The sequence below is a fragment of the Vampirovibrio chlorellavorus genome (assembly GCF_003149375.1).
Classification (GTDB): domain Bacteria; phylum Cyanobacteriota; class Vampirovibrionia; order Vampirovibrionales; family Vampirovibrionaceae; genus Vampirovibrio; species Vampirovibrio chlorellavorus_B.
Map to the genome: position 1 here is coordinate 75,011 of NZ_QFWH01000009.1, position 15,797 is coordinate 90,807.

15 protein-coding genes are annotated in these 15,797 nt (G+C 54.1%); 4 read left to right on the forward strand and 11 right to left on the reverse strand.

Annotated elements, in window-relative coordinates; genetic code table 11:
• Positions 1 to 2 precede the first annotated feature (2 nt).
• Positions 3 to 1,283, reverse strand: a complete 1,281-nt coding sequence (locus DF283_RS11690; protein WP_303675056.1) for an ArnT family glycosyltransferase — start codon at positions 1,281 to 1,283, stop codon at positions 3 to 5.
• A 263-nt stretch (positions 1,284 to 1,546) separates the two neighbouring features.
• On the opposite strand from DF283_RS11690, the gene DF283_RS11695 reads away from it, so the two are divergent.
• Positions 1,547 to 2,371 carry a hypothetical protein gene (locus DF283_RS11695; RefSeq protein ID WP_303675057.1) on the forward strand — a complete coding sequence of 275 codons (825 nt, stop codon included), beginning with the start codon at positions 1,547 to 1,549 and terminating at the stop codon, positions 2,369 to 2,371.
• A 32-nt stretch (positions 2,372 to 2,403) separates the two neighbouring features.
• Here DF283_RS11695 and DF283_RS11700 read toward each other — a convergent pair whose 3' ends face one another.
• The 7 genes from DF283_RS11700 to flgB form a co-directional block, all read right to left on the reverse strand.
• A complete protein-coding gene (locus DF283_RS11700; RefSeq protein ID WP_303675058.1) occupies positions 2,404 to 3,735 on the reverse strand; it encodes a FliI/YscN family ATPase in 1,332 nt (443 codons plus the stop codon).
• Complete coding sequence (locus DF283_RS11705; RefSeq protein WP_303675059.1) at positions 3,732 to 4,928, reverse strand: FliH/SctL family protein; 1,197 nt, start codon at positions 4,926 to 4,928, stop codon at positions 3,732 to 3,734. The genes DF283_RS11700 and DF283_RS11705 overlap by 4 nt, the downstream gene beginning before the upstream one ends.
• On the reverse strand, positions 4,921 to 5,949 hold the full coding sequence (fliG, locus tag DF283_RS11710; RefSeq protein ID WP_303675060.1) for a flagellar motor switch protein FliG: 1,029 nt from the start codon (positions 5,947 to 5,949) through the stop codon (positions 4,921 to 4,923). Before fliG ends, DF283_RS11705 begins: the two co-directional genes overlap by 8 nt.
• Positions 5,950 to 6,069: 120 nt before the next feature.
• Entirely contained in the window at positions 6,070 to 7,656 is a 1,587-nt protein-coding gene (gene fliF / locus DF283_RS11715; RefSeq protein WP_303675061.1) for a flagellar basal-body MS-ring/collar protein FliF, read from the reverse strand.
• 92 nt (positions 7,657 to 7,748) lie between these two features.
• Complete coding sequence (gene fliE / locus DF283_RS11720; protein ID WP_303675062.1) at positions 7,749 to 8,099, reverse strand: flagellar hook-basal body complex protein FliE; 351 nt, start codon at positions 8,097 to 8,099, stop codon at positions 7,749 to 7,751.
• Positions 8,100 to 8,138: 39 nt separating this feature from the next.
• On the reverse strand, positions 8,139 to 8,669 hold the full coding sequence (gene flgC / locus DF283_RS11725) for a flagellar basal body rod protein FlgC (RefSeq protein WP_303675063.1): 531 nt from the start codon (positions 8,667 to 8,669) through the stop codon (positions 8,139 to 8,141).
• Positions 8,669 to 9,133 carry a flagellar basal body rod protein FlgB gene (gene flgB / locus DF283_RS11730; RefSeq protein ID WP_303675064.1) on the reverse strand — a complete coding sequence of 155 codons (465 nt, stop codon included), beginning with the start codon at positions 9,131 to 9,133 and terminating at the stop codon, positions 8,669 to 8,671. Before flgB ends, flgC begins: the two co-directional genes overlap by 1 nt.
• A gap of 343 nt (positions 9,134 to 9,476) precedes the next feature.
• Here flgB and DF283_RS11735 point away from each other — a divergent pair, with 343 nt between their 5' ends.
• The 3 genes from DF283_RS11735 to DF283_RS11745 all read left to right on the forward strand — a co-directional run bounded on the left by DF283_RS11735 (position 9,477) and on the right by DF283_RS11745 (position 12,818).
• On the forward strand, positions 9,477 to 10,736 hold the full coding sequence (locus DF283_RS11735) for a zinc-dependent peptidase (RefSeq protein ID WP_303675065.1): 1,260 nt from the start codon (positions 9,477 to 9,479) through the stop codon (positions 10,734 to 10,736).
• 346 nt (positions 10,737 to 11,082) lie between these two features.
• A complete protein-coding gene (gene hppD, locus DF283_RS11740; RefSeq protein ID WP_303675066.1) occupies positions 11,083 to 12,180 on the forward strand; it encodes a 4-hydroxyphenylpyruvate dioxygenase in 1,098 nt (365 codons plus the stop codon).
• Between the two features lie 11 nt (positions 12,181 to 12,191).
• Positions 12,192 to 12,818, forward strand: coding sequence for an NUDIX hydrolase (locus DF283_RS11745; protein WP_303675067.1), 627 nt, complete (start codon positions 12,192 to 12,194; stop codon positions 12,816 to 12,818).
• A gap of 46 nt (positions 12,819 to 12,864) precedes the next feature.
• Here DF283_RS11745 and DF283_RS11750 read toward each other — a convergent pair whose 3' ends face one another.
• From DF283_RS11750 to dps, 3 genes are all read right to left on the reverse strand, one after another.
• Positions 12,865 to 13,341, reverse strand: coding sequence for a hypothetical protein (locus DF283_RS11750; RefSeq protein WP_303675068.1), 477 nt, complete (start codon positions 13,339 to 13,341; stop codon positions 12,865 to 12,867).
• A gap of 207 nt (positions 13,342 to 13,548) precedes the next feature.
• Positions 13,549 to 14,829 carry an aminotransferase class I/II-fold pyridoxal phosphate-dependent enzyme gene (locus DF283_RS11755; protein WP_303675069.1) on the reverse strand — a complete coding sequence of 427 codons (1,281 nt, stop codon included), beginning with the start codon at positions 14,827 to 14,829 and terminating at the stop codon, positions 13,549 to 13,551.
• A 377-nt stretch (positions 14,830 to 15,206) separates the two neighbouring features.
• On the reverse strand, positions 15,207 to 15,719 hold the full coding sequence (gene dps, locus DF283_RS11760) for a DNA starvation/stationary phase protection protein Dps (RefSeq protein ID WP_303675070.1): 513 nt from the start codon (positions 15,717 to 15,719) through the stop codon (positions 15,207 to 15,209).
• Between the last annotated feature and the right edge of the window lie 78 nt (positions 15,720 to 15,797).

Below are 15,797 nucleotides of genomic sequence, written 5' to 3' on the forward strand. Positions count from 1 at the left end.
CCTCAGTCCGCTAACTCAGACAAGGTTACTGTACCGGTGGCCGGTTGGAGTCTGGCTTGCAGAAACTGCCACAATGCCCAAAAGCCCAGGGCTCCCAGTATAAACACAAATGGTATGGCCGGGTGCCGATAGCGGGTGTAATAGAGAGCAATGGCCGGAAAGATGTAAAAGAAAAACCCGGCAAAACCCAGACAAACGCCCATGGGATACCGCACCATGAGGCAGGCCACCAACGTGAGCAGGGCCAGCACTTGCCACACCATGCGAAAGGTCAAATTAATGGGCGTTTTATGCCAGGGGATGCGGTTCCAGTGGTAATCCTGAAAATAAAACTCATGCTCTGACACAAAATAATACCCCAGACGCTTAAAGAACAATTGGGCATAACGCAGCGGATGGGTTTGAATCCAGCGGTTGTTATTGGCAATCAGGCGGCGATCAAAATCCACGATATTGCGGCTGTTGGCCAGGGCATCCTGATACATCCAGCTGTTGACGTAACTCCGGGTGTAATCGCCCTTGCCGTCATCGTTATTGCCAGCCACCAGATTAATACCCGAGGAATTATCCACCAGCACCCACTCGTGAAATTCGGCGTAATTGCGTAAAATCCAGGGGCTCAGGGTAAGAAAAAAGATGGCCACAACCTGTAAGGCCTGTCGGGGCTTCAACTGCCGATACAGCCATAAAATAACCAGCACCCCCAGAAAAAGCGGTAAGGTAATGGGACGGGTCAGGGCGGCCAAGCCCCAGAACAAACCCGTGAGCCAGCCCCAGCCCTTGTGTTTGTCAGGCTGTAACAAAAACCACACGGCCCACACCAGCAAAGTGATAAACAGCATTTCCGAGAGCAAAATGCCGCAATAGGCAATGAGCGGCGGATATACCGCCCCCGCGGCCATGGCGGTCAGGGCCACCGGCGACTTCAGGGAGGCTGGAGTAACGCGCAACGCCAGCTGATACATGCCCATCAACAGTAAAAGTCCCAAAACCACCTGAGCGACATAGGCCGCTCGGGGGTTCGGCCCGGCAATTTTATAAACACCGGCCAGAAACAGGGGATACAGAGGCGGGCGATAAGTGGAAGCCCCGAGACTCCTGGAATCATCGCCGGTACTGAAGGAACCCTGTTCCAGCAGAGCCACGCCCCGCTGATGGAAACTGGCCATATCCGACTTCAGCGGGGTATCCACCTGGAACACAAAGTGCAGGCGAACCCACAACGCCAGGGCCAGAATCAGCCAAAATAAACCTGTTTTGATGAAATCCTGTTTTATAACCATCGCTGACAGCCCGGAATGACCTTTACAAAGCACGCTTTTCTCCCGCCAGTTTATCACAGGCCATTCCTGTCTTCCTGTAAAACAGGGGCTTTCGGCAAAGCCGACAATCAGCGCCCGCTAACCCGAAGGGGACCACCCTGCACAAACCACTGGCCTGAAATCAACCCTTCACCCGGCAGAATGTAAACACATCGAAACAAAACGTCAAGTTGGGGCCTGAGCCACCGATAAACAACGTATCCGGATTGATAAAGGCGTCCTGTATGAAACAGGTAAGAATAAATGAACGACTGCCAGCGCATGGGAATGCCGCTGCTGAATACGCATTGGTGGGCACACTGATTTGCGTGGTCTCCCTCGGGGCCCTGCTGTCTTTCAGTGGGGCCTTTAGCGCCAGAATCTCCGATATAAAAAGCGATATGATTGCAAAAGCGGACAAAACCAGTCAGGAAAACGCCATCCGGGCAGCCCAGATGGGCTTGAATACGCCCGCAGGTTCAGGCTCGGCGTGCATTGATGCCTGGAGCGGGAATGGCTCCGGTGCCACGGCCACCACTGGGGCCAATGGAAACACCTGGGGGCTGGAGGGCAGACCGGGGGGGAGCGCTCCCACCAAAGAGAGCAACTTGACCCCGGCACAAGAAAAAATTGTGACCGCCATTGCCAATAACGCCCACGAAGTGGCTCAATTACAGAAAATCCTGAGACAAATCGCCAAGCTCAGCCGAGGAAACCGGGAAACTTTCAGAAAGACAACCGTGGTTTATAACGGCACGGTTTTAAGTGCCGGAAGAATCGCCGCTTGGTTAAAAGAAAACGGCTACATGTCTGCCCGGCTTCAAACGCTGGTGGACAAACTGGCAGCGACTGGCGCGGACAAGGGCGTACTTTCGGAAGTCAACACCCTGACTGGGCAGGTGTCCTCGGATGCGGCAACCAGCAGCAACGCCGCCCAGTCCGCCTTAACCAACGCGGGCTCCCCCACCACCGTTGTTGTTCAGACCAATCCGGTCAAAACCGACCAGAACGCCGCCGCCATTTGTGAAACTGCCGGGGGGACCGACACCGGCACCCGTTGCGGTGTTTAAAAAAAGGCCAGACAGTCTACGGTTCCCCAAACCTAGATGCCCGCTTTACCGACGATCGCCAGCATTTTATCCACGGTTTCGGTAAACGGGGCGTTGGACTCAATCTCCTGCTTCAGCAAGGCGTCAATTTCCCCTTTTAAAGCCACAGCCTGATCCAGCTTGGGATTGGCCCCTTGCACATAGGCGCCGATGTTAATCAGGTCTTCGGAGCGCTTGTACAAGGCCATTAAATCCCGGATTTTTCCGGCGGCCTCCCGATGCCCCTTCTCCGCAATGGCCGTCATCAAACGACTGACGGAGGCCAAAACGTCCACAGCCGGAAAGTGATTCTGCTGGGCCAGTTCCCGACTGAGAACAATGTGCCCGTCCAGCAGGCCCCGCACCGTGTCGGCCACCGGCTCGTTCATGTCATCCCCTTCCACCAGCACGGTGTACAAACCCGTGATGGAGCCAGTGTCCGAAGTCCCACTGCGCTCCAGCAATTTGGGCATAAAGGCGAACACGCTGGGGGTATAGCCGCGCGTGGTAGGGGGTTCTCCCACCGCTAGGCCCACTTCCCGCAAGGCCATGGCCACCCGGGTCAGGGAGTCCATCATCAGCAGTACATTCTTGCCGCTTTTGCGGAAGTATTCGGCCACCGTAGTGGCTACCAAGGCGGCCTTGATCTTCATCAGGGCCGGTTGCTCGGAGGTGGAGACCACCACCACGGAGCGTTTGCGCCCCTCCGGCCCCAGAGAGTGATCAATAAAGTCCTGAACCTCACGCCCCCGCTCCCCAATCAGGGCAATCACGCTGAGATCCGCTTCCGTATTGCGGGCAATCATGCCCAGCGTGGTGGACTTACCCACCCCGGAACCGGCGAAGATGCCTACCCGCTGGCCTTTGCCAATGGTATTAAAGCCATCAATGGATTTGACGCCCAGCGGAATGACCTCGGTAATTTCCTTGCGCTTCAGTGGATGCGGGGCGTGGGCATGCACGTGGAACGGCAGGTTATTGGACACCGGAAACCGATCGTCAATGGGGTTGCCCAGCCCGTCCAGCACCCGACCCAGCAGTTCTGGCCCCACGTTGACCCGAAAGGAATGACCGGTGTTAAACACCCGAGCCCCCGGCGATAAATTGCCCAGTTCCCCCAGTGGCATTAACAGGATTTTGCCCTCTTTAAAGCCCACTACCTCGGCAGGCACGGTGGGCATAAACGGATCGCCGGTCTCAATCAGGCATACATCGGCAATTTTGGCCTTGGGCCCTTTGGATTCGATCACCAGCCCAATGACCTGATCCACCAGACCCACCTGCGGGTAGGGATCGGCTTTGTCCATCAAGTTCAGCAAAGCGTCCATATCCAGATTCAAATTCACAGGGCAGGCCCCGCTTCGTCCTCTGCATCCCCCTCAGGCGGCTTGCTATCAAAGGCGGGAAACTCAAACGGAGTAATCGCGGGAGCCACGGGCCCGGCATGCGGCGAATCGACCTCTGGTGCCTCCTCCAGAGGAGAGGTCGCCGAAGCGTCTTGTGTCGGTGTTGTTTCAGTGTCCTCGGGCATCACTTCATCAAGGGGTATCAGCGACTCAGCCTCCTTGCTCTCATAAGCAGGTGACTCGAACTTCACAGGCTCAATCTCCGCCGGTAAATCCTGAGTCGCTTCAGCAAGGGCTTCAGCGGCCTCTGGCGCTCGCAAGTCCGCCCCCAGCGGCTCCGGTCTGGGCAGGGTCAGGGCCTCCTGCAGGGGATCGATCAACTGAGCGATGCGGGTATCCAGACTCAAGTCAAAGGAGCCTTCTTCTCCCACAATGAACAGTTGATGCACGTCCAGCAACGGATCGACCATAAACTCATAACGGCTCATCTCGCTCAGCGCTGATTCGGTGACCGCGCTGAAGGCCCGCAGTTCCTGTAATGCCTGAGGATTGACCACCACTTTAATCTTGCCGGTCAGATACAGGCTTTCCACAGCCTGTTGCAACTGCCTCAAAATCATATCCGGGTTTTCCGCCAGCTCCCGCTGTAAAATTTTTCGGCTCAAATGGCGAATCAGGGTCAGGGCGTTTTTCTCAAAGTTTTTCAGCACCAGTTTTTCAGCCTGATAGGCATTTTCCGCCAACAGTTGGGCGCTTTGCAGCAAACCGGTCACTTCCTGCTCCACCTGGGCGGTGGCATCGGCGTAGCCTTCCTGAAAACCATTTTTAAACCCCGCTTCCCGAGCGCTTTCCTGGATGGTTTCGACCTGACTCTGGGCCAGCTCTACCATTTCCCGGGCCTGGGCGTTGGCCTTGCTCAGGATCTCCTCGGAAATTTGCCGGGCATTTTTTTCAGCCGTTTCTTCGGCCACTTTGACAAGAGCAATAGCTTCATCTTCCGCCTCTTGCAGGCGTTTTTTCACAATTTCCGCCAGAGACTGCTCCAGATCCCGCTTGAATTGGGCCTCGCTATCCAGATGGTAGGCTTGTCCCACGGCAACCGTTTCGCCCTGAATATGCGCTTGCCCGGCTGCCGCAGGCGTCACCTGGGCGTTTTGCCGATAGCGTAATTCCTTGCGGACGAAATTACTCAATGAAATCGTCCTCTTCGGTTCCTCGGGACACTACGATCTCACCGGCGCCTTCCAGCGCACGAATGATACTGACGATGTAGGTCTGCTTTTCCTGTACATCCTTGGCGCGAACCGGGCCCATGTAATCCATATCGTCCTTGAGCATGGTGGAAGCCCGCTCGGACATGTTGCGGAAGATTTTTTCCTGAACATCCTCGTTGGAACCTTTCAGCGACAGGGCCAGATCCTTGGTGTCCACCTCACGCAGCACCCGCTGAATGGAACGATCGTCCAGATGAATAATATCCTCGAATACGAACATCAGCTCCCGCACTTGTTCGGCCACTTCCGGATCTTTCATTTCCAGACTGTCCAGAATGGCTTTTTCCGTGGTGCGATCGCTGCGGTTGATGATTTCCGCCAGCGATTCGATACCGCCCGCCATGCTAAAGTCGGCGGTGACCACCGAGGAGAACTTGTTCTCCATAATCCGCTCCACTTCCCGCAACACTTCCGGGTTGGTGCGATCCATTTCCGCGATGCGATGGGCCACGTCGGCCTGCATCTCCGGGGACAAGGCCCCCAGAATGGCCGCCGAGCGCTCTGGCTTGAGGTACGCCAGCACCAGCGCTACCAGTTGCGGGTTTTCATTCTGGAAGGAAGTGGCCAACTGGGCCGGATCGGCGTTATTGAAAAAGTCGAAGGGGTTGGTTTGCAGGGTGGCTACCAGCCGCTCCAGGATTTTATCGGCCTGATTCTCGCCGTAGGCCTCGTTCAGGAGTTGGCGGGCATAGGACACCCCGCCGGAGGCCAGATAGCCGCTGGCCTGGAACAAGGAATAAAATTCGGCCAGGATGGCGTTCAGCGTTTCCGGGTTGATGCGTTGCAATGAGGCGATTTCCAGCGCAATATGCTCTACCTCGATTTCGTCCTCAATGTTTTTCATGATTTCAGACGCCGTGCGAGGCCCCAGGGCGATCAGCAGGGCCGCCACCTTCTGGGAGTTGGTCATATGCCGGATCGAAATGGCGTCACTGGACATGGTGCTTATAATTCCATCTGATACTCACAAACAGGAACGGACTGGGGAAAGGACTCAACCGATGAATGGGGAAACGCGACCAAGATTAAAAGATTGTTTTTACTATTATTATGCCCGTTCTCATAGCTCTTTCATATAGGTCATCAGAACGCGGGTGGCTTCCGCCGGGTCCTCGGTAATTAAATCGCTGATAGAGGTCTTCATATGCTCCACTTCAGGGTCCATCTTGGTCTCCAGGGCGGCGAAGCTGGTTTCCTCCAGCAATTGGGTGGCCGTATCATCGGCGGCAATGTAGTTGTACTCCTCCTCGGGCTCATCCACAATCTGGCCTTCGGCGGGCTTTTTAAACAGGGTATAGAAGATGAACATGGCCGCCATCCCCAGAATCAGCATGGCGCCCACGGAGGCCAACTGGAGGTAGAAGCTCTGCTGAGCGGCAGCCTTGGCCGCCTGGGTCATGGCCTCTTCCGGATCGGTCAGCTTGGAGGAGAACTGGAAGCCCTTGATATCCACGGAATCCCCTCGGGACAGATCAATGCCTGCGGCGTTTTGCACCAGCTCGCTGATTTCCTGGGTTTCCTTGGCGGTTAACACCTTGTTCAAAACCACGGCCACCGTTAGACGCTCCACCGTGCCGGGAGCGTAAATCACCTTTTTTCGCTCTTCGGAATTGGTGTAGTTGGTGGTGGTTTTGGTGCGCTTGTAATTACTGTCCTTGTCCTTTGCGGTTTCTCCCTGATAGGAAGGCGCGGCGTTGGTCTCCACGCCGGGAGCGCCCCCTTCGGACTTCGGCTTGTTGCCGCCGCTGTACTCTTCCACATCGCTTTGCTGGCTAACGGCCAGACCGGTAGGGTTTTCCGAGTTGCCACCGGAGGGAATGACCCGGTTGATCTCGGATTCAGCCTGATCAAAGTTCAACATGGCGCTGACGGAAACCACGGCGTTTTCCTTGCCTACCACCGGGGCCAGAATGCCCAGCACTTTCTTGGTAATCTTGTCCTCGTATGCTTTTTGGCGCAGGTCGGCTTCACTTTGCCCGCTGGCCATCACGCTGGACGGACCCACCAGCGGGTTGCCGGAATTGTCGGCAATGGCCACATTTTCGGCCTTCAACCCCGGCACGGCGTGAGAAACCAGGTTTTTAATGACTTTCACCTGCTCATCGTGCAACCGAAACCCCGGTTCCACCATCAACATAACCGATGCCGTCACCGGTAGCTCGTCATCGGAAAACACGGTATGCTCCGGCTGGGTGACAATAACCTGCGCGTTTTTAATCCCCTGAATGGAGTTGAGAATGCCAGCGATTTCCTGGGTGTTCAGCTTCTTGATCCACTCTTTCTGCACATCCCCTTGCAACACCGGCGGAATTTTAGCCAGATTGATGGTGTTTTCGCTGGTCAGTTCGTTGGCCGTGGCCAGTACCAGTTCATTTTTCTTGGTTCGGGGCACCAGCAGGGTATGCCCGCCATTGGCGATGCGATAGGGTTCGTGGAGCGCCTTCAGTTTCTCCACCGCCGCCGCGGCGTCCGGCAGGCTCATGTTGTCGTAAAGAATGTCATAGTCATCGTTGGTGCGTTGAAACACAAAAAACGTGGAAAGCATGAGGGCCACCACCAGGGTGCCCAGCATGATGCGCTGGTTGAAGCTCAATTGATCCCAACGCTGTAAAAACCCGGAAAATATGGCGTTTATTCGTTCATTCATGCCTTGTTATCCACTTTCCACGACCAACGGTTGTATCAACAGTTTTTACCGAATGTTGTCCCGAAAAACCGAACGCTGCGTCCATGACCAGCTTATACGTTCATGCGGGTGATTTCCTGATAGGCGTTAATCATTTTGTTGCGCACCTGCATGGCCAGTTGCAGAGACAACTCTGCCTTTTCACCAGCGATCATGACGTTGTGCAGGTCAATATCCCCGCCCACCGCGTAAATTTGCTTGGCCTCAGCCGCTTCTGACTGCAACTGATTAATCTGGCTCATTTGATCCTTCAGAATGTTGCCAAAACTATCCAGCACATTGCCGGGCTGGCCACTCTCGCCCTGCTCGCTGGCACCGGACTGGGCCTTTTTCACCGCGGAATCCGATTGCAGACGACTGAGCAAAAGCTCGGATCCGGCTAAATTGTGACTGATGCTATCCACGGTTTGATACTCCTAAATCCACTAAGGGCTTGGCCTGAATTAAATCTCCATGGCGGCCTGATTCATACCCTTGACCGACTGCAGGGCGGTTACATTGGCTTCGTATGCCCGGGAAGCCGAAATCATGTCCACCATCTCGGTCACCACGTTCACGTTGGGCATTTCAACATAACCATCCTTGTTGGCATCGGGGTGCTGGGGGTCATACACCATGCGCATGGGGGTTTGCGCATCATCCGTAATCTGGGTCACCTGCACCCCGGCCCCGGCAAACTCGGCGTGACTGATACTGGCCGTGATCAGCGGGCTTCCACTGGGGCCAATGCTCAGTCCGTTTTTGGCCGGGCGCATGGCCAGCCCCGGGCCGCCACTGTCTCGCCCCACCGGCAGCCCGAACTGGTTGCCCGCCTGCTCCAGAATGGGGGCGAACACCACGTTCTTGCGACGATAGGCCCCCACCGAACCATCCGGACGACGGGTGGTATTCACGTTGGCAAGGTTACTGGAAATGGCGTCCATTCTCAGGCGCTGAGCGGTTAACGCCGAGGCGGTAATATCAAAGGAATCCATTATGCGCCACCTCCACCGGTAATGACCGACCGTAAACCCTTAAAGTAGCCACTCTCCATCCGGGCCAGCGCGTTAAAGCGCTCCGTATTTTTGGCCAGTTGCACCATCTCCGTTTCCACGTCCACCGAGTTACCATCCATGCGGTATTGCACATCTTGCGCTTCCTGAATGTCCACGCTGACATCATCGATCGAGGAAGCGGCGTGACCGATGGGAATATGTTCGGCGCGGGTGGTGCGCATGGGCAACTGCTCATCGTTGGAGGCCTGACGCCGGGCCAGAGAGCCCTGCCCCTTCACCTCATGAATGGCGTGACTCAAGGCCCCTTCAAACGAGACATCCCGGCGTTTATAGTTGGGGGTATCCACGTTGGCCAAATTACTGGCAATGGCCTTATGCCGCTTGGACAAGCCATCCATCGCCTTGTTCATGACCTGGGATGTGAGAGATGTAATTAAATCCATCGCTGGGGTCCACACCAAATCTCTATCAGAATCTCACTCGTTTTCCTTCTTTCAATTTAGTGGAGCATCGGGGGTATTTCCTCATCCGCAGGGTGTAACTTCGTTTCAAAGGGCTCGGCCACATGGCCGAGATTGCGGGAGGCGGTGAAGCCAAAATTCCTGTACTCCGCCGAACTTTACCCCAGCGCGTTCAAGTCCCGGCAGGTGCCGCTCAATCCCGTGATTTCGGATCTTCAGAACCAATTCTGACGGTTTGTTGATTTTGACGAAATGAAAGGGGCACAAAAACAGAAAGCCCGGTTTTAAAACGGACAAGTTGATTGCGAGTGGTGAGAACGGATTCATGAAAATTGCCAATAGCCAGCCCATTTGGCGGCCCTCAGAGTTTTCGAACCACACAGGAAGCGGAGTGGCTCCTCAAGGTTCGGTACCTTCCCCTGCCATTTTGTTCGGACGGTGCAAATCCAAAACTACCGATGACAAAGCCACCCTACAGGACCCCAAACTGGCCGCGGAAATTGAACGCCTGACCCAACGGGCCCCCAAGATCTTTGGGAAGCCTCTGGTGACCAAAGCGATGAAACCACTCTTGCAAAAGCGAGCCCTGTATAATTTAAAGGCCGATCCGTCAGCACTGACCGAGTGCTTCCCCTACCGGCAACTGCTGGTTCAAAAAAACGACGTGATCGGCCTCAATCAATATGACGCCCTGGTTGACACCCTAATGAACAAGGCTGAATTTTACGAGGTTGAAAAAGCAGGCCCCACCAGAAAAGCAGTTGATACTCTGTACAATGTGAAGAGTATTATCAGTCCGGGATTTGAAAACAACTTCTTTCATGCGCTTTTAGAAATGTTAAAGCATTGTTTTTCTCGTACTTCTGACCTTAAGAAAAGAAATACTGAATTCAGAAGTGTTATGAACTTCATGCAGAAAATCGCCAAATGCTTTTCTGACCAAACACTATCAACGCGCCTTTCCAATGCTGGTGTCAAACCGCTGCAAGATCCCTCCACCCGATACTTAGTCGCTGCCAGTATATCCGACTTATTGTTTAAAAGCCCGGAACAAGCCAATCAACTTTTAAATAACCCCAAACATCCACTGCGTTTTATCGTAGGAAAAGAACAGCCTTTGTTAACACTGGGACAATTTAGGCCCGGTTTTAACTTAATTTTATTAAACGAGACAGAATTATGGGCAGGGGCTTCCAAAAGCACAAAAGAGTCCTATACATCCCAACATGAATTTGTACATGCCCTCAGCGACCCGGTGGGGGGAGAGGTTTTGCCCAGTATGTCAGAGGATCAGAAAAGCCGGTTTTTAAAAGCAAGAGAGGAGCTGCAAACGCTCTACACTAAAAAGGACGCAGGCCCCATTGGCTGGATTCGCCGCCTGTGGAATGGTCACACCGCCACCGGACTTGGGGGATACGCTTTTTTCAATAACTTTGAATTTCTGGCGGTCAGTTCAGACACGTTTAAAGCCAAACCCAAAGACTTGTGCCGTACCCAGCCCGGCCAGGAAATTTATCAAATTTACAAAGATATTTTCAAAATGGATCCCTTAAAAGACTATCAACGGCATAATATTGATGCCTGAAATGCCCAATTTATTTCATTTGGTCAGATACTGGTCTGTCATTCCCGCGCAGGCGGGAATCCAGTTGTCTGGTCTTTCATGAGCTATTAAAATGCCTTACAGAGGAATGCACTAGAGGCAAATTATTTCTGGATTCCCGCCTGCGCGGGAATGACAGTTAAATGCGGGAATCACAGCTTAAAGTGCCAACAGCCAGTTAAATTAATATCTCTAACGTAATGGCACATTCAGGAATAACTTCGCAGGACTTGAAGGGGCATTAAAGTTTCAGCCTTTGCCTTGGGTTGCGGGCCGCTTTTTGCTATGCTACAAAGCATGTCGTGGAACGCTTTGGGAGGGCATCAAGATGGGTCACGTATCGGACTATCACGGGGAAAGTTTCAATCCACTGGGGCTGAAGGGCATTGAATTCATCCAGTTCACCACCCACGAGCCGGACTACGTGGACCGGGTGCTGAAGGGTTTTGGCTTCTCCAAACTCATGAAACACCGGGAGAAGCACCTGTTCTACTACCGGCAAAACGACATTCATGTGCTGGTCAATCATGGAGAAACCGGCTTTGAGCGGGCCTTTGCCGAACAGCACGGCACCGCCATTTGCGCCATGGGCTGGCGGGTAGAAAACGCAGAAGTGGCCTACAGCGAAGCGGTGCGTCTGGGAGCCTCCCCGTTTGAGCCCGGTAAAATCGGCGATTGCGACTTGTCCCTCCCCCGCATTTATGGCATCGGGGACAGCGTGATCTACTTTGTGGGCACTGAGCAATCGGTCAAGCTGGATCCCAACAATCCCAGCCAAGGCAGCTTTTTGCAAAGCGAAGGCTTTGTGCCCCTAGAATCGCCTGAAATTGTACCGGACAAAGGCTTTTTGGTGGTGGATCACCTCACCAATAACGTGTACAAAAACACCATGGCCTACTGGGCCAACTTCTACAAACAGATTTTTGGCTTCAACGAAGTGCGTTACTTCGACATTAAAGGGCAAAAAACCGGCCTGACCTCCTTTGCCCTGCGCTCCCCCGATGGATCGTTCTCCATTCCCATTAACGAGGGCAACGAGTCCAAATCGCAAATCGAAGAGTACCTGCGGGAGTACCGGGGCGCCGGGGTGCAGCATCTGGCCTTCCTGACTGCCGACTTGCTGGACTCCGTGGAAAAATTGCAGGGCACTGGCATTGAAACCCTGGACATCAGCGAGAATTACTACAACGAAGTGTTTGAACGGGTGCCCAATGTCACCGAGGATCGGGCTCGCATCCAGCGCTTGCAAATTCTGGTGGATGGCGATGAGGAAGGGTATCTGCTGCAGATTTTCACCAAAAACCTGTTCGGCCCCATTTTTATTGAAATGATCCAGCGCAAAAACCACCATGCCTTTGGCGAAGGCAACTTCAAGGCCCTGTTTGAGTCCATTGAGCGGGATCAGGAACGCCGGGGCGTATTGTAGTGAGCCGTCCGGTGGCAGCGTCTCATCACCCCTGGCTGGAGTGGATTAAGCAGGTTCACGCCGTGGCCCGCTGGGGACTGACCTACGCCAAGGACCCCTTCGATCTGGAGCGCTATGAAGTGCTGCTAAAGCTGAGCGTGACCATGATGGCCGACTTTGCCCAGCTAGATACTTCCCGTATCGAGGACCTGTTTGCCAATGAAGTGGGTTACCTGACCCCCAAGGTGGACGTGCGGGGGGTGATCTTTCAGGAGGGCAAGCTGCTGATGGTACAGGAGAAGTGGGATGGCCGCTGGACCATTCCCGGTGGCTGGGCCGATATTGGCCTGAGTCCTGCGGAAGTGGCCACCAAGGAAGTGCAGGAAGAAGCCGGGCTGATTGTAAAACCGGTTAAAATGCTGGCCATGCTGGATAAAAAATTCTATCCCCACCCGGCTTCGCCCTACCATATTTACAAGGTTTTTATGCGCTGCGAAATTGTGAGCGGCGAGATTTCCACCGGGCTGGAATCGCAAGGGGTGGGCTTTTTTAGCCCGGATCAGCTACCGGAACTCTCCAGCCATCGGGTGACCCACGAGCAAATCAGCATGCTCTTTCAGCACTATCACGATCCCCATCGCCCCACCGATTTTGACTAAACAGGGATCTTGTTTCCGGCTCTCTTTTTTACCGGATGACTCTGGGTTACTTCTTAAAGATACCTTTAAACAGGCCCAGTAAACCATTTTCTCCAGACATGGCCGCTTTGGGGGCGGCTTCCCGGGATTCCGCCTCGTAGGCCTGCTTGGCCAGCGCATGATAATACCAGGACAGGGAATCCACCTTCCCGTTTTGAAAGCGCAGTTTGGCCTTTTCCAGAGGATGAATGACGGGAATGGGGCCCACTTCGTTAATCTCCGGCTGGCCGGACTCATTCCAGTAGCCGCCCAAGTGGCGAATAATCACTTCTCCCAGATAGCTTCCCACCCGCAGCAACAGCGTCTCACTGGCTTGTTGGGCGCTATTGTTATCAAAATGCTCGCTAATGAACTGATCCAGCCGTTGCAGGCTCTCCACGGAATAATCCAGACCAACCTGCGGGGCCATTTCTCCCATGGTGGAAAGAAAAGTACCGGCTTCGTCGTGATAGCGCGACTGTGGGGCTGGCTGCAGGGATGCCATACCGAATGATGCTCCTTGGAATTTTGGGGAATTTTTTCAGATCAGTACTTCTGGGGAACGTTTTATAAAAAGCCTCTGTTTGTATTATACAAAGCCTTGGGAGATAGGACATCCACCATTCAAATTCTTTTTCACCCCACAAAAAAGCCCGCCTCTCCCAGCGGGAAAAGCGGGCTTTACAATGCGTGTAGTGGGGTGTTTAGCGGGCTAGTACAGGAACCCGTCCGCCTCCATCCGATCAATGACCGCTTCCAGTTCGTGCTTGGGGTTCACCAGCGACAAGCGTACAAAGCCCTCGCCGGTTTTGCCAAAAGCGGTTCCCGGTACCAGCACCACACCAGACTTCTCCAGCACGTCGGCGGCAAATTTCTCGCAGGAGGTGTAATTGCGGGGGATGGGCAACCACAGGTAGAAAGTGGCCTTGGGCGGGTTCAGCTCTTCCACCGGCCAGCCCAGACGCTTGAACCCAGCCACCATCAGCTTCTGGTTCTCGGCGTACATTTTATTACAGTCTTTAATGTAGGCATCGCACTCCGGACTGGTCAGGGCAAAAGCAGCGGCCTTTTGCACGGCCCGGAAGATACCGCTGTCCATAGTTCCCTTCATCTTGGCCAAAATCCCCACGGCATCGGCGTTCCCTACGGCAAAACCGATCCGCCAGCCCGTCATGGCGTAAGGCTTGCTTAAACTGTGGAATTCAATGGCCAAGTCCTTGGCCCCGGCCACTTCCAGAATGCTGTGCGGGGCTTCCTGGCCCTCAAAATACATTTCGGAATAGGCCACGTCGCTAATCACCAGAATACGGTGCTTGCGGGCAAATTCAACCACTGTTTCGTAGTAGCTGAACGGCGCGGTAGCCCCGATGGGGTTACTGGGATAGTTGATGATGACCGCTTTCAGGCGGGCCGGGTCAAAGCCATCCTTTTTCAGGTTTTCCACAGCCTCGTCCAAATCCGGCAGGTAGTTGTTTTGCAGATTGAGCGGGGTGGGATAGCTGTGTCCACCGGCCACTTCAATGGCATCCACGTAGGAGGCATAGCCGGGGTCCGGGGTCAGGATGATGTCCTGATCCTTCTTGTCCGGGCGGGGGGTGATGATGGCCCGGAACATATTGGCCAGGCCCTCCTTGGAGCCGATCACCGAGGTTACTTCGGTGGCCGGGTTCACCTCAACGCCAAAGCGGCTTTTCATGCGCTGGGAAATGGCGTCCAGCAGGAATTTTTCGCCCTTGGGCACGGAATAGGTGTGGATATTGGGCTCGCTCAGGGTTTTAATGAAGTAATCGAGCAGCACTTTGGGAGGCTCCACGGTGGGAGCGCCAATGCTCATTTTAATGGGGGCCCGGCCTTTTTTCTCCAGCTCCGGGGTCAATTCCACCACCCGAGCCGCAATGCGAAACATGATGTAGGTTTCCATATTGGCGCAGTAGTCAGAATACAGGCTTTTCACGCTAAAATCAGCGGATTGGGCTTGAGAGAGAGTGGTCATGGCCGGTTGGTTCCTTTATGGTGCTTAACACGGAGCGATCACGAAAATGGATTCAGCACAGCGCCGACAGGGCACGTTGAGATATTTGGGTAAAAACACCCTTTATATAACACAAAGCCCAAGGGCAGCGCTATGTTCAGCCACCCCAAAGCAACGGTGCCGGAGCTATGCGCAGCTTTAGAAACGTGCTGCGAATGGACACTTACCTGAACGCTACCACTTGACCAGAGCGACTTTCCCAGCTTTGGGCTTTACATCACTTTACTTTCTGCATTAAAAACCAAAAAGAAATAACCGCAGGGAACGCGGTTACTTCTTTTTCAGGCTATTTTCTGAGGCGGGTAACGCCAGCGCGCTTTCCGTTTCAGCCAAAGCCATCAGGACTGAATATGGGCCTCCAGCAGCCAGAGCTGTTTGTCCACCGAGCGGGAAACCTGGGTGTACAAATCGGTGGTGGTGGGCTCCCCCAAGCCGTCGCAGGTATCAATGGCCGAGCGGATATGACCGGCATAAAGCGCCATGCGGCTGGCCAGGGCCTTGATGTGGTCTGGGCCGTTGAACACGTCCAGCGGATATTCCTGTAAAAGCGATTGTTGTGCGGCGATTCGGGCCGTGCCCAACGCGGTTCCCCCCAGCGCGGTGACGCGCTCCGCCATCAAATCCACAAAGGCTTCCACTTCTTCGGCAATTTCGTCAAACAGGGTGTGCAACTGATAGAATCCACCCCCTTTAACGTTCCAATGGGCCTGCTTGAGTTGTGAATATAAATCCACCGTGGTGGCCAGCGATTGATTCAGCAAGGTAATCACCCGTGACCGGGTGGACTCGGAAATATCAATCTGGGAAACGTGCAAACCATTTTTGGTGGCTAGTTTGGAACCTGTTACCATTTTTCCTCCTTTTCTTGCCAGATTTTTCTGGTCAGAACCATTCAAAACACGATGAGTTATACTCAGCCATCAGGCACA

Coding starts and splice junctions, on each gene's coding strand:
- DF283_RS11690 (WP_303675056.1), bottom strand. CDS start 1,283: ATGGTTATAAAACAGGATTTCATCAAAACAGGTTTATTTTGGCTGATT.
- DF283_RS11695 (WP_303675057.1), top strand. CDS start 1,547: ATGAAACAGGTAAGAATAAATGAACGACTGCCAGCGCATGGGAATGCC.
- fliG (WP_303675060.1), bottom strand. CDS start 5,949: ATGTCCAGTGACGCCATTTCGATCCGGCATATGACCAACTCCCAGAAG.
- fliF (WP_303675061.1), bottom strand. CDS start 7,656: ATGAATGAACGAATAAACGCCATATTTTCCGGGTTTTTACAGCGTTGG.
- flgC (WP_303675063.1), bottom strand. CDS start 8,669: ATGGATTCCTTTGATATTACCGCCTCGGCGTTAACCGCTCAGCGCCTG.
- flgB (WP_303675064.1), bottom strand. CDS start 9,133: ATGGATTTAATTACATCTCTCACATCCCAGGTCATGAACAAGGCGATG.
- DF283_RS11735 (WP_303675065.1), top strand. CDS start 9,477: ATGAAAATTGCCAATAGCCAGCCCATTTGGCGGCCCTCAGAGTTTTCG.
- hppD (WP_303675066.1), top strand. CDS start 11,083: ATGGGTCACGTATCGGACTATCACGGGGAAAGTTTCAATCCACTGGGG.
- DF283_RS11750 (WP_303675068.1), bottom strand. CDS start 13,341: ATGGCATCCCTGCAGCCAGCCCCACAGTCGCGCTATCACGACGAAGCC.
- DF283_RS11755 (WP_303675069.1), bottom strand. CDS start 14,829: ATGACCACTCTCTCTCAAGCCCAATCCGCTGATTTTAGCGTGAAAAGC.
- dps (WP_303675070.1), bottom strand. CDS start 15,719: ATGGTAACAGGTTCCAAACTAGCCACCAAAAATGGTTTGCACGTTTCC.